This window comes from Leeuwenhoekiella sp. A16 (assembly GCF_047946675.1).
Taxonomy (GTDB): Bacteria; Bacteroidota; Bacteroidia; order Flavobacteriales; family Flavobacteriaceae; genus Leeuwenhoekiella.
The window spans coordinates 2,982,952-2,996,980 of record NZ_CP172313.1; the positions used below are offsets into that span (position 1 = coordinate 2,982,952).

The 14,029-nt window shown below is 31.3% G+C and carries 11 protein-coding genes; 10 read left to right on the plus strand and 1 reads right to left on the minus strand.

Going from position 1 to position 14,029, the window contains the following annotated elements:
- Positions 1–3: 3 nt before the first annotated feature.
- The 7 genes from ACH3O9_RS13060 (at position 4) to ACH3O9_RS13090 (ending at position 7,983) form a co-directional block, all read left to right on the plus strand.
- Positions 4–1,317 carry an oligosaccharide flippase family protein gene (locus ACH3O9_RS13060; protein WP_416441137.1) on the plus strand — a complete coding sequence of 438 codons (1,314 nt, stop codon included), beginning with the start codon at positions 4–6 and terminating at the stop codon, positions 1,315–1,317.
- 24 nt (positions 1,318–1,341) lie between these two features.
- Positions 1,342–2,262, plus strand: a complete 921-nt coding sequence (locus tag ACH3O9_RS13065) for a glycosyltransferase (protein WP_416441139.1) — start codon at positions 1,342–1,344, stop codon at positions 2,260–2,262.
- A complete protein-coding gene (locus ACH3O9_RS13070; protein ID WP_416441141.1) occupies positions 2,259–3,335 on the plus strand; it encodes a glycosyltransferase family 4 protein in 1,077 nt (358 codons plus the stop codon). The genes ACH3O9_RS13065 and ACH3O9_RS13070 overlap by 4 nt, the downstream gene beginning before the upstream one ends.
- Positions 3,336–3,433: 98 nt before the next feature.
- Complete coding sequence (locus ACH3O9_RS13075) at positions 3,434–4,669, plus strand: hypothetical protein (RefSeq protein WP_416441143.1); 1,236 nt, start codon at positions 3,434–3,436, stop codon at positions 4,667–4,669.
- A 64-nt stretch (positions 4,670–4,733) separates the two neighbouring features.
- A complete protein-coding gene (locus ACH3O9_RS13080; RefSeq protein ID WP_416441145.1) occupies positions 4,734–5,753 on the plus strand; it encodes a glycosyltransferase family 2 protein in 1,020 nt (339 codons plus the stop codon).
- Positions 5,701–6,858 carry a glycosyltransferase family 4 protein gene (locus ACH3O9_RS13085; RefSeq protein WP_416441147.1) on the plus strand — a complete coding sequence of 386 codons (1,158 nt, stop codon included), beginning with the start codon at positions 5,701–5,703 and terminating at the stop codon, positions 6,856–6,858. Before ACH3O9_RS13080 ends, ACH3O9_RS13085 begins: the two co-directional genes overlap by 53 nt.
- 3 nt (positions 6,859–6,861) lie before the next feature.
- Entirely contained in the window at positions 6,862–7,983 is a 1,122-nt protein-coding gene (locus ACH3O9_RS13090) for a DUF1972 domain-containing protein (RefSeq protein WP_416441149.1), read from the plus strand.
- A gap of 106 nt (positions 7,984–8,089) precedes the next feature.
- Here the strand turns inward: ACH3O9_RS13090 and ACH3O9_RS13095 are convergent, their stop codons facing one another.
- Complete coding sequence (locus tag ACH3O9_RS13095; protein ID WP_416441151.1) at positions 8,090–8,836, minus strand: tyrosine-protein phosphatase; 747 nt, start codon at positions 8,834–8,836, stop codon at positions 8,090–8,092.
- 41 nt (positions 8,837–8,877) lie between these two features.
- On the opposite strand from ACH3O9_RS13095, the gene ACH3O9_RS13100 reads away from it, so the two are divergent.
- The 3 genes from ACH3O9_RS13100 to ACH3O9_RS13110 all read left to right on the plus strand — a co-directional run bounded on the left by ACH3O9_RS13100 (position 8,878) and on the right by ACH3O9_RS13110 (position 13,944).
- Positions 8,878–10,269 carry a capsule assembly Wzi family protein gene (locus tag ACH3O9_RS13100; RefSeq protein ID WP_416441153.1) on the plus strand — a complete coding sequence of 464 codons (1,392 nt, stop codon included), beginning with the start codon at positions 8,878–8,880 and terminating at the stop codon, positions 10,267–10,269.
- A 166-nt stretch (positions 10,270–10,435) separates the two neighbouring features.
- Positions 10,436–12,856 (plus strand): SLBB domain-containing protein, encoded by a 2,421-nt coding sequence (locus tag ACH3O9_RS13105; RefSeq protein WP_416441155.1) that lies wholly within the window; start codon positions 10,436–10,438, stop codon positions 12,854–12,856.
- Positions 12,856–13,944: a Wzz/FepE/Etk N-terminal domain-containing protein gene (locus ACH3O9_RS13110; RefSeq protein WP_416441157.1), complete on the plus strand. Its 1,089-nt coding sequence runs from the start codon at positions 12,856–12,858 to the stop codon at positions 13,942–13,944. Before ACH3O9_RS13105 ends, ACH3O9_RS13110 begins: the two co-directional genes overlap by 1 nt.
- Positions 13,945–14,029 lie beyond the last annotated feature (85 nt).

Sequence of the window (14,029 nt, forward strand, 5' to 3'; positions counted from 1 at the left end):
TGTATGCTTAAAATAATTTCTGCTGGTATTGCAAAGCTAGATGGTAACACAAGAGAGGTTCTTTTAAAATCATCTACCTCAACACTAGTCAAAGTTGTTTCAATGGGATTGGGTTTTGTGTTAAGCGTAATTTTGGGAAGGATTTTAGGTCCCGACGGTCTTGGAATTATAAATCTTTCTAACCAGCTCGTTCAATTATTACTCGTATTATTTCTTTTAGGTCTTCCAAATGTTATTATTAAAGAAGTTGCCATTGCACGAAATAATAATTTACACCAACGAGTTGGGAGGGTAATGAAATCTTCCTATATACTAGCAGGAGTATTTAGTATCATCCTTACAGTTCCTTTAATACTTTCAGCTCCATGGATTTCAATTAACATTTTTAAAAATGAGTTATTAACGATTCCCCTTACAATTGCCTTAGCTGTAATTTTGCCTCAAGTGTTTTCTAGATTATTTTCTGCAGGACTCGTAGGTTATAGAAAAATATGGCAGAGTAATCTTGTTGATCAAGCTCTTAGTGTTTTAGTAACATTAATTGTTTTAGGAGTATGTTGGTTAAGTAATATAGTAATCGATGTGATAATAGCATCTATAGCTTATGCGGTAGGGGTAGTTGTTGTTACTGTGTGTATTGGTTTATACTGGAATTCACTTTATAAACAGTCTTTTAATCTTGAATTCGTTGGAGGGCAATTGTTAAAGACAGCTCTTCCAATGTTATTGGTTACAGCAACAGGGGTTATAAGTAGCACCGTCGATTCTGTAATGTTAGGAGTTTTTTCTAATGTAACCGCAGTAGGATTATATACTGTTAGTGCTAAAGTAGCTTTGATTACTGGATTCTTTTTACAGGTTACTAATTCGGCAGTAGCACCGAAGATAGCTTCTCTTTATGCTGATGGCGAATTAGTAGAATTAAGAATTATGTTAAAAAAAGTAACACAGGGGTTGGCATTTATTGCAATATTCCCTCTGCTTATCTATATTTTTTTTGGAGGGTATATACTTTCACTATGGGGTGAGGAATTTAGAGAAGGTTATTGGGTGTTAATTATTTTGAGCATAGGTCAATTTTTTAATATTGCAACAGGAAGTATTACATCTCTTTTAAATATGACCGGTCATGAAAAAATTCATGGCCGAATATGTTTGGGTTTTCTATTACTTAACATTCTTTTGAACTTTGTTTTTATTCAATTCTATGGAGTTTTAGGAGCTGCTGGTTCAACAGGATTCGTCTGGATAGCTGAAAACGTGACAAAGGTTTATGTTGCTCAGAGCAGAATAGGAGTTTCTACAAGACCATTTTAATTAAATTTAAGAAGAAAGACAACCATGCAAAAGGTTTTACAAAGCCAAAAGGTTTATTCAATTGTTGTGACATATAATGGAGCGGAAACTATTATTAAATGCATTAGTAGTCTTACTAATTCTGATATTAAGCATCATGAAATTCTGATATTTGATAATAATTCATGTGATAATACAGTAGCTTTAATTCATAAGAATTTCCCAGATTTAAAGGTCAAGGTTTCTAAAGAAAACCTAGGTTATGGTAATGCTAATAATCGAGGTTTTACTATAGCTTTGAATGAGTGTGCAGATTATATATTTTTACTGGATCAAGATGCCTGGGTAAAACCAACTACTATAAATAATTTAATTTTAGAATCCCTAAAACACCCTAGCTTTGGAGTTTTTGCACCTCTTCAATTGAGAGTAGATGGAGAATTTGATTTTCAATTTGCGAAATATTATGACAATAGTTATCCTATAGATGAGAGTATAAGAAAATGTAAGTTTGTTAATTCTGCCGCATGGTTGATTTCCAGGGAATGTATAGAAAAAGTAGGAGGTTTTTCACCTGCATTCCAACATTTTGGTGTGGAAAACGATTATAGTAGAAGAGTAAAGTATAACAAGATGAAAATAGGAATCGTAACATCGGCCTCATATGTTCACAATAGGGAAAAGCGAGTTCAAAGAGAGCTAGATCACAACAATCAGGTGCATCAAGTGTATGTCAATCAATTAGCTACTTTGGTCGATATCAACAGAAGTATTGTAGTTCAATACTTAATTCAGTTTTATAAAATTTTTAAATATATATTTTTTCCTGATAAAGGAAATGAGCATATTTCGAAAATCGCATTTGCTATTGGGAGCCTAAAGGCCCAGTTTCAATTTTTAAAAATTTTAAAATATCGTAATAGATCAAAAAAACCTATGGCGTATTTAGAAGCGATAAGAGAATGATAATATATGTACTACATGAGCGGGGTGCTGAAAGTCATTATCGGGCACTGATCTGGGGATCTAAGCAATATGAGGGAATAAATGTAAAATTCAGAGAGTTTTCTATTTTCAGAAAGTCGGCAAAATCTATTCTTAAAATGGATTTTGAATTATTAAAAAAACAATTTATAAATATTGCTTTTTTAATAAACTTGATGTTTACCTCAAATAAAGTTGTGATTATTGGTATTGCGCCTTATGATTGGAGATTAATGTTGTACTATTCTTTTTTCAAAAAGCACAAATATTATTATCATACCTCGCAAACTTCATGGGATTATACTAATTATGCGAAGAGGTTCCTGTCAGAAATGAAATATTCAAAAGATGTTTGGAGAAATTTTATTAATAATGCTATTGGAGTATTTTGTGTTTCTCGAAAAACCGCAGATGAAATAACTAAATATTATAATCCCAAGAAAATATCTATTGTCAACCACTCTATTGAAAAGATATATGAATCGAATAAGTTAAACAATAAAAATCATAAAGTCATCAATTGTTTATTTGTCGGAAGATTGTGGCAAATAAAAGGGATAACATTAATATTTGAAATAATTAAAAATTTAGATCCAGCGAAATTTAATTTTGGATTTGTGGGAACTGGTGAAATGGAAGCAGACGTTCGTTCTTTTATTAAGAATAGGTCTAATTGTAAATACTATGGGTATCTTACTAATCCCCTTTTAAGAGATATTTACGATATGAATGATGTCTTACTTATACCATCACTGAAAATGGGTGATTGGGAAGAATTTTTTGGAATGGTGCTTATAGAAGGAATGGCAAGAGGTGTAATACCATTAGCCACTAATCACTCTGGGCCTATAGAAATAATTAAAGATAAACATTCAGGTTACCTATTTAACGAAATAAATTATGTGAAGAATGCAGAAATTGTTTTGAATAATTTATATAGTAACAATGGGAATTTAAAATTATTACAAGAAAACGCTTTTAAAGCGGGTCAATGTTATAAACCAGAAGAAATTTTTAAGAAATGGAATAGTCTTCTTTCGCTAAAATATAGATAGAGAGAATGAAAATATTTATTTCCGAACAGGAATATTCGGTATCCACTATCCACTATCATTACATTAAACTCTAATAGAATGAAGAATACAGGTAATCCATGATATCTATCAACAAAATATTATATGCTTTAATTTGTTTATTTGCGCTAGTAAACTATTATTTTACAACAGAAGCTACTTTTGTCTTAGCATTTATTGCAGTTTTATTTTCTATTTGGGGAAGAGGATTTATGAAACACCATTTGGAGATTCTATTTTTACCTATATTATTTATAATTCTTGGTTTTATAAAATCTTATGAAAATGAACCTGTTTATATTTTTAAGGATTTCTATTATTTTTTCAATCCTATAATTATTTTTAGTTTCGGTTATGTTAGCGCTTATTATATCTCAATTGATAAATTACTTAAAACATTTGTAGTACTTGGAGTTTTTCTTGGAATAGCATATTTATTAAATCATAATTGGTCAGCTGCTAAATCTGTAAATGCTCTTCATGAAGAAGAGGGAGTGGCAAGCTACCTAGTAATAATTGCATTAGTCATTTTACTATTAAAAATTATTAGAAAAGAGCAAATTTTCTCTAAATTTTTGACAGGATTTTTTATTAGCATATTGACTCTTACTTGTATTATAGCCGTGTCCCGTACCTTCTTGTTAATCTTTTTTATATTAATGATTACTGGAAGCGGTCAATTAAAGTTTGAGAAATTTTTTGTTTTAAAATTTTTAATGCTTGTATTGATTTTTTCCGTATTTACTTTTTTCCTTGTAAACATTGAGGTTGCTGATCATTCTAGTTTTATAGGGAAACTACTATATTCATTAGATGAAGTTACAATTTCGAACTATGATGATTTAGGTGAAATAAATAATAATTGGAGAGGATTTGAAGCTTTTATGGGATGGCAGCAAATAAGTAAGGGCAGCTTTTTAGAATGGTTTGTTGGTCAGGGATTTGGAAGAACTACTCCCATTGGTATTGAAATAAAACTTGGTGATGAGTATTTTACCGAGATACCTTTCTTCCATAATGGATTTATTACTTTGATCTTAAAAACGGGTTTGATTGGGTTGATTGCATACCTCATCTTTTTTATCAAGATGGGTATTACAAATTTTCGTGATAAATTTGACTACGATGAAAACTATATTTTGTGTAAAAACATCATCCCAGGGCTAGCACTAACATTGATTTTAACAACCTTTATTATTTCTGGCTGGTTGAATAAATCGACATTGGCGCCTGTGATCTTTTCGCTGGGATATTTCATAAGTGCTAAAGAGAATATTAAAGATTTTTATGAGGAAGAAAATATAGAAGATAATTAGCAATAAAAATTAAAGTATATTGCAGCCGTTTTCAATACTGCATAAACCCCTAAATTATAATATTTTGACCCCTCTTTATATTATTATTCTAAATTATAACAGCTGGAAAGACACAATTGAATGTATTGAAGCACTATTGAATAGTGAATTTCAAGATTTTCAAATCATTCTGCTTGATAATAATTCTCCAAATAATTCTGAAAGTAAAATTCTGGAATATTTTCATGGAAACATACGGCCAGATATTTCTCATCCTTTTTTTAAGAATAAATTAAAAATTAGAAGTTCAGGTTTGCCTTATAGTTATTTTTCAATAGAGGATAAACTACCTAATTTGAATGATATTGATGAAAAAGCAGTTGTTAATAAAGCCACTACTATTATCGATAATCCTATTCTTTTTATTCAAACAGGAAAAAATTTAGGTTTTGCAGGCGGTAATAATGTGGCATTAAAAATTCTTTTAGAATCTAAACTTGATGATTTAACGAAAGTTTTTTTACTTAATCCAGATACTTTTATCGAATCGCATGCCCTACAAAAGTTGAGTGATTTCAAGGAAGACTTTTTTATTAGTTCTTGTACTATTAAATCGTATGACACACCAGAAGAAGCAGGATTTTCAGGATCTTTTAGATTGAAAAAGCCTTTTGGTATTATTGAGAATTTGAAAGACTCTGGAGACATAGATTATATTTACGGTGGAGCTCTTCTTACCAATCTTAAAACGATAAGAATGATTGGGATCATGCCAGACAATTATTTTTTGTATTGGGAAGAAACAGACTGGTGTTTTAACGCTAAGCTACAAAATGTTAAATTAGAGGTTTGTAAAGAAGCTGTAGTTTATGATAAGGTAGGTACTTCTACAGGTAGAGGATATTTAGCCAATTATTATTTTATTAGAAATGGACTAATTTTTTACAAAAAATATTTAAAGACATATATGCCATCATTATTACTTTATATAGGTCTACGGATTCTGGATAAGGTTAGAAAAGGAGAGTTAAATAGTGCAAAAGCAATGATTCATGGAGCAAAAGATTACTATAAAGGAAAAGAAGGATTTACGCCTATTAGTTGATGCACATGTTTTTGATGGCATGTATCAGGGCACTAGAACTTTTTTAAAAGGTATTTATAGTAATCTGGATACTAATAGATATAATATTACTGTTTTTTTAGCAGCAACAAATATTGAAAATTTAAAAAATGAGTTTAATGGTCTACCTAATATACAATACGTTCAGTTAAAATATGCGAATAAGTTTTTAAGATTAGGTTATGAGATTCCGAGAATAATAAAAGCGTTGGATATAGATTATGCTCATTTTAACTACTATTTACCTCTATTTTTAAATAAGAAATGTAAATACATAGTAACCATTCATGATGTATTATTTTTAGATTATCCTGAGTATTTCCCTAAAAGCTATTATTACAAAAATTTACTTCTTTTCAAGCATGCGGCTAAGAAAGCGGAGGTATTAACAAGTGTTTCTAATTATGCAGCAGATAGTATTAAGAAAAATTTTAACTTAAAAGATAAGATAATAACAGTTTTGCCAAATGCGGTTGATGTTGATTTTCAAACCGTTGAGAGTAAGATGATTTCTAGACAGTATATCAAAGAAAAGTACGGAATCCAGAATTTTTTCGTTTACGTAAGTAGAATAGAACCTCGTAAAAATCATAATGCGATTTTAAACATGTATGAAGAACTGGAGCTGTGGAAACAAGATATTAATATTGTTTTTATAGGGAAGATGGCTATTGAAAACAAAGAGTTTACTGAAAAATATAATAGCCTTGTTAAAAAATCGAATAACAAGATTTATCATCTTACAAGCATAGATTTTAAAGACCTAAAATCATTTTACAATGCCGCATTGGTGGCCTTTTTTCCTTCTTTATGTGAAGGATTTGGCATTCCACCTTTAGAGTCGGCAATATTAAAAACCCCAACTATTTGTTCAAATCTTACAGCAATGAAAGAATTTAGTTTTTTTGAAAAATACCACATAGATCCTCGTGAAAAGAACACCTTTAATAATAGCGTGAAATCTATTTTAGAAGAAATTGAGTCTGGAAATAATCAGGATAGCTTATCTTCGGTTGCCAGTACAATTCAGAAGAAATATGACTGGAAGAAAACTTCAGAAATACTTGCCCAAACCATTAGTAGCTAAATTATGAAAATAGCAATTATTGGTACACGAGGTATCCCCAATCATTATGGAGGTTTTGAACAATTCGCAGAATATCTATCTGTTTATTTAGCAAATAAAGGTCATAATGTGACTGTTTATAATTCTCATGAACATCCTTATCAGGAAAATGTATATCAGGGGGTAAATATTGTGCATTGTTTTGATCCGGAGGATAAAATAGGTACAGTAGGTCAATTTGTCTATGATCTAAATTGTATTCAGGATGTTAGGCACAAAGATTTTCAAATAATTTTACAATTAGGTTATACCAGTAGCTCTATTTGGGGGTTTTTATTGCCAAAGGATGCGGTTGTGCTAACTAATATGGACGGGTTAGAATGGAAACGGTCGAAGTTTAGTAAACCAGTTCAGGTATTTTTAAAACTAGCAGAAAAACTTGCAGTACAATCTAGCGATTATCTTATTTCAGATTCTATTGGTATCCAGGATTATATAAACGAGAAATATTCTGTTAATTCTGAGTACATTCCTTATGGTGCAAATCTTTTCACTAACCCGAAGAGAGAGGTTTTAAATGAATACAGTTTAAAGCCTTATGCTTATGATATGCTAGTAGCCCGTTTAGAGCCAGAAAATAGTATAGAAATAATACTTGATGGTGTTGTTCATGCCAATATAAAACGAGACTTTCTGGTCATTGGGAAGCATGAAACTACTTATGGTAGTTATTTAAAAAAGAAATTTAAAAATTTCGAGAATATTAAATTTATAGGCGGAGTTTATGATATTAATATTTTAAATAACATTAGATATTTTTCTAATATCTATTTCCATGGGCATACTGTTGGTGGTACTAACCCCTCACTATTAGAAGCAATGGCATCAGGAGCAATGATTTGTGCTAATGATAATATTTTTAATAAAGCAATTTTAGAAAGCGACGCATTTTATTTTTCTTCTTTAGAGGAGGTAAGTCAGGTTCTCGAAACCACTGTGAAATTAGAGCATTCGGGAATGATAGCAGCTAATTCTTGTAAAATAAGGGAATTATATTCCTGGCCCAAAATAAATGAGTCATACCTTGATTTTATGCTAAATTGTTATGAAAAAAAAAATAATAAAAGAACGGGAGTAATGGTTTAATAACATTTAAAATTTACTCTAATAAAAGCAATGTGATTAAAAATAAACGGTTTTTTAGGGGTTAAAATCGGTAAATTTGGCTAAAAATTCGCTTCTTATATTTGATTTATGATTGGTTAAAAGTGTTTTTAGTGTGTTCGACTATGCTTTCAATTTTATTTAGCAATTTAGTTTTAATTTTAATCCCTGATAATTTTTCTATATGGCCCAGATGATGTGTATCAGTAGCTATATAATCAAATAGATGTTCGTTCAACAGTTTTTCTGCCATTTTTTTTACATACTTGCCATAGTGAGGGGTAAGGGAAAGTGTATTTAATTGCATTTTACAACCTTTGCCAATTAAGGTTTTGTAGTAATCGGGTTTATGATGCAAATAGCCATATCGTTCTGGATGGGCAAGCACAGGAATAAAGCCTTTACTAGTTATTTCAAAAATTATTTCTTCCAAATTTATGGGAGAGTGAAAAAATGACATTTCTACTAATATAAACTTGTCTTTCAAAGGTAAAATAGTCCCTTTTCTTAGTAGTTCTAAAAAAGTACTGTCCATCATATATTCAGAGGAAGCATCAATTCTTATAGAAGCTAAATTTGCCTCATCAAGTTTTTTCTTTAATATTGCCTTCGCACTATTTATAGTAGAGGGCGTGTTAGGATAATAATCATTCATTGTATGTGGCGTGCAAATGAATTGAGTTATTCCTAACTCTATCATGCGTTTAATCATCACAAGTGACTCATCAGGGGTTTTCGATCCATCGTCAATACCGGGTAGAATATGATTGTGTATATCAGTAAAGTCATTGAAAATGTCTACTAAGAAAGTTTTGGGATTAAAAATAGATAACATCTTTTTATAGTTTTTTTCAAATGTACATAATTGAAAGAACAGTGAAAGCTATAACCTTATATCAAGCAAGGAGCAGGTATTTTAAATGGGATATGAATTTAGTCAGGGTGTTATTTTTAATTATTTTATGTCTCATTTCTTACTGCTCTCAGGCTCAATTGAGTGGAGAGATTGAGGGAATAGGAATTTTATCTTCAGAGAAAAAAAATCCTTTCTGGTTTCATGCAAATCAAAAGGGACAAATATCTGAAGAAACTGATGCGATTTCTAAAGTTGCGATGGACTATTTTTTAGAGTTAAACGAAAAAAGTAGTCTATATGTAGGAGCGGGTGTATACTATGAGGAAGGACATTATAACAATTTAGTACTTGATGAACTTTATATTGAATATGATTATTCCTGGCTCAAAGCGACCTTTGGTTTAAAACATAGGAAGTTATTACTTGATGGTTTATCTGGCGTAGGTGGAGATATTTTATGGAGTGGCAACAGTAGGGCTCTTCCGGGTTTACAATTAGAGAGTAATCGCCCTATAAAGATCTTTGATTGGTTAAATATTGAATGGAAATTAGATCACTATCAAATGAATGACCCACGATATGTGAATAATACCCGAATTCATCATAAAAATATAGCCTTTGATCTTACCTTAAATAGCAATGATGTGCTATCAATAGGTTTAGATCATTATGCACAGTGGGGTGGTAATTCGCCCGATTTTGGTCCTCAACCAACCGATTTTAAGGATTTTTTGCGGATTTTTATAGGATATAGTGGGGGAGGGAGTTCTATTTCAACAGATCAAAGAAATGCATTAGGAAATCATTTAGGATCATACCATATTGATTATAGGATAAATAGGGAAGAATATGCCTTGAGGTTTTATTATCAATCTATTTTTGAAGATCGTTCTGGGCGTGAGCTCAGAAATTTTCCTGATGGGGTTTGGGGAGTATATTATAAATCATTTCGCAAATCCTTATTTTCTAAAATCTTGTATGAGTACCAGCAAACAGTCTCTCAAAGCGGTCGACCGAAGTTATATGGAGGAGGTTCAATTAGTGGGGGTGATTTTTATTTCTATAACGGAATTTATAAGTCAGGGTGGACATATTTTGGCAATTCGATTGGAACACCCTTTATAAAAGCCAATACCGATGATTACTCACTTTTAACGAATAGGAGTATTATACATCACTTTGGTTTAGGGGGTGAAGTGGGAAAATTGAATTATTTATTAAAAATAAGTTTTGCTGAAAATTTTGGTACTTATGATCAATCCTTTGAATTAAAAGAAAATGCTGTCTATAGTTTTTGTCAATTTTCTTACCCTTCCCGTTTCGGAGAATTTAAAGTTTCGTTAGGATATGATTATAGTAATAGAGTTAGTAACTTATTTGGTTCTTCTTTATCTTATGTTTATTTATTCTAATGACCAATATAAGTACAATATTTTCACTAAAACCTCATTTAATATATTTGATTAGTAATGACATCATCTTTTTCTTTATTAAACCATGTAAAAACCTTTATTTTGCAAAATTAAAAAAGTGGATTGTTAATGTCATTTTTCAATTTTAAAACAAATTAATTATCGAATGAAGTATCGATTTATATTATTCATAATATTTATTAGTCTTACATGTGTTCAAAATGTCAATTCACAGAATATTAATGATCAAATAACAGAACTGAATGTTGATGATCTTTCAGATGCTCAAATTAGAACTTATTGGGAGAGAGCAAAAGATGAGGGATATACACTTGATGAATTAGAAGTATTAGCCGCGGGACGTGGCATGTCACAAGTGCAAATCGCTAAGCTTCGAAGGCGCATTATAGCTCTTCCCGCAGAAAACCAAGTATCTCGAGGCAAGACCTTAAAAAATAGCACGGTTAAGCTGGGAGAGTCTGAACAATTATTTGGCCATACAGGTTTGAATGATTCTATACCTAAAAAAGAAAGTAAAATTTTTGGATATGATTTTTTTAGTAATACTAACGTTTCATTCGAACCAACATTGAATCTGGCAACTCCCGCTAACTACGTATTAGGGCCAGGAGATAGTCTCATTATTAATATATGGGGTGCAACTGAAAATACTTTTGAAAAAACTATAGCTGCTGATGGAGCTATACGCGTTGAAAGCGTAGGTCCTATATACTTAAGCGGACTAACAATAGAGCAGGCAAAAGAAAAGATAAAAAATAGTTTAGGTAGAATATATTCAGGAATTAACTCTTCAAATGAGAGTCCCTACAAAATATACACTGATGTTTCTCTTACAAATATTCGCAGGGTACAGGTAAATATAATAGGAGAGGTTGCTACTCCAGGGACGTATTCACTTTCTGCTCTTTCTACTGTTTTAAATGCATTGTATGCATCTGGTGGACCCAGCGAGAATGGAACATTTAGAAATATAAAATTGATAAGAAATGGCAGGCAAATTTCTAATTTCGATATTTACAAATTTCTTTTGAATGGAAACAATTCAGGAAATGAATATCTAAAAGATCAGGATGTTATAATTGTAGGACCTTATGTGCAAAAAATTACTGTAGAAGGGGCCGCAAAGCGTCCCGGAGTTTATGAAATTAAAGAGAATGAAACTTTTAAGGATTTAAAAGAGTTCTTTGGAGGATTTACATCTGCAGCCTATAAAGACAGAATTGTTATTAATAGAATTACAGGCAAACAGCGGTCTGTAAAAGAAATAGTGATAGGCGAAAATTCGATTAGTTTAAAGGATGGTGATGAGATAATTATAGAAGAAATAGTAGATCGTTATGAGAATAAGATAAGTATTTCTGGGGCAGTTTATAGACCAGGTGCATATGAACTAAAAGACTCCACCTCCCTCTATACACTATTTGAAAATGCTCTAGGTGTAAAAGAAGAGGCTCTAATGGAACGTGGAATACTCTATAGAATCAAGAATGGTTACAGAAGAGAGGCAAAGTCATTCTCAATAAATGATCTATTAGATAAAAAGTTTGACATACCTCTTATGCGTGAGGATAGTGTATATGTTTTCGACAAAAATGCGCTACGTGAAAGAATGACCTTAACTATAAATGGTGCGGTAAATAACCCTCAAACAATTGAATATATTGATAGTTTGAAGGTTGAAGATCTCATTGCAATTGCAGGGGGGTTTAAAGAGGGAGCAGATGTGAGGGTGATTGACATTTCCAGACGTCTTGAAGATGGAAATTTTGAGACTCTAAGCAAGCGTTTTCAGTGGTCAAGTACTAATAATTTAGATATAGAAACAGGTGTCGGGTTTAGTTTGAAGCCTTTTGATCATGTTTCAGTAAGATATTTAAAAGGATATTCTCCCCAGAAAGAAGTGGAGGTTGAAGGAGAAGTGAGTTACCCGGGAAATTATACTATTACAAGTAAAAATGATCGCGTGTCTGATCTATTAGAATATGCCGGTGGACTATCTCCCTATGCATATATTGAGGGAGCCACTCTTGTAAGAAAGAAAAATACTAAAGATGTGGATCAGCAACAAGAACTACTAAAAAATATAGGAGAGCAAGATTCTATTGTAGATGTTCAAGAAGAAGAATCTGATTTTCGAATAGGTTTAAATTTGAAACAAATTCTAGTTGATGGGGGAAAGTATTCAAAATACGATATTATTCTTCAGGAAGGTGATATTCTCACAATACCATCTGAAAGACAAACAATCGAAGTGAGAGGAGAAGTTTTATCGCCCTCTCTAATTCGATATGATAAGAATTTAACTTTGAAAGATTATATTATAAATTCCGGAGGTTTCACAACTGATGCAAAAAAGAGTAAAGTGTATGTTATATATACCAACGGTGATGTGAAGGCTACACGTAATTGGGTATTTTTTAAGGATTATCCAAACTTAGAGCCTGGTGCAGTAATATTAGTACCTCCAAAACCTGAAAGAAATGGAGGGCTTTCTATTCAGGAAATGATTGCCATTACTACAGGATTAGGAACAATTGGTTTAATTATAGATCGATTTACAAATTAATGGATAAAGAGAATACATCAAGTCTAATAGAGGCTAAACAGGATGGGATAGACCTCTTTTTTATTCTTCATATTTTTTTAAGTGGTAGAAGAATAATAGGCTGGTCAGTTACTATTGGTATTATCCTATCTATTTTAGTGATACTTATATCCAAGCCGGAATATAAATCATCTACTATTATGATTCCTCAAACGACTAGCTCTAGAGGTCTTGGTAGTAATCTTTCTGGTCTTGCGGCTATTGCGGGAATTAATCTCAGTAATTCTGCTCCTGATAATGAGGTTCCTATAACTTTATACCCTAAAATAGTAAAGAGTATTCCTTTTGAAAGAACAATAATTAAAGATAGCTTAAGTTTTAAAGATTTTAAGGAGCCCCTTTCTTTTGCAAATTATTTCATAAAGAAAAAAGATAAATCCATTATTAACAAGGTGACATCTATTTTTAATGATCAAGATCAAAAGGAAATATTTATAGGGGGTAATAACGAGGGGAATATAGTCGTTCTTTCGAGTGAGGAGGAATATCTTAAAGGGATATTGAGGAAAAGAGTATTGATAAGTATAGACGAAGATAGTAGAGAAATAACTATTTCCTGCAAGATGCCTGAAGCCTTGCCTGCAGCTCAACTTGCACAACATGTGCAGAAATTATTACAGGAATATGTATCAGACTTTAGAAGTCAAAAAGCGATAGAACAATTAGATTTTATTAAAGAGCGGTATAAAGAAAAAGAAAAATCTTTTAATTCTATTCGTGATAGGCTTGCGGCTTTTAGAGATCGTAATAGATATTTAGAGACTTCTTTAGCAAAGAGGAAATTGGAAGAATTAGAATCTGAATATGATTTAGAATATAGTGTCTTTTCAGATTTAGCTAAACAATTAGAAGCTCAATCAATTAAAGTTAAAGAAGATACACCAGTTTTTACTATTATAGAACCCGTTTCTGTACCTCTAAAAAAGGACAGCCCTAATAAAGGGTCAATTTTAATTTTAGGAATTGTTTTAGGTATTTTTACAGGGTGTATTATAGTTTTCTTTCTCTATTTTAAAAACGTTTATCTGAGAAGTTTCGGAAACACATAAAAATGATAGTTGATTACATTACTTTTTAAATAAAATAGACACAAATATTTAGGGTGTATTTTAAATAAAAATTGATTATAGTAAA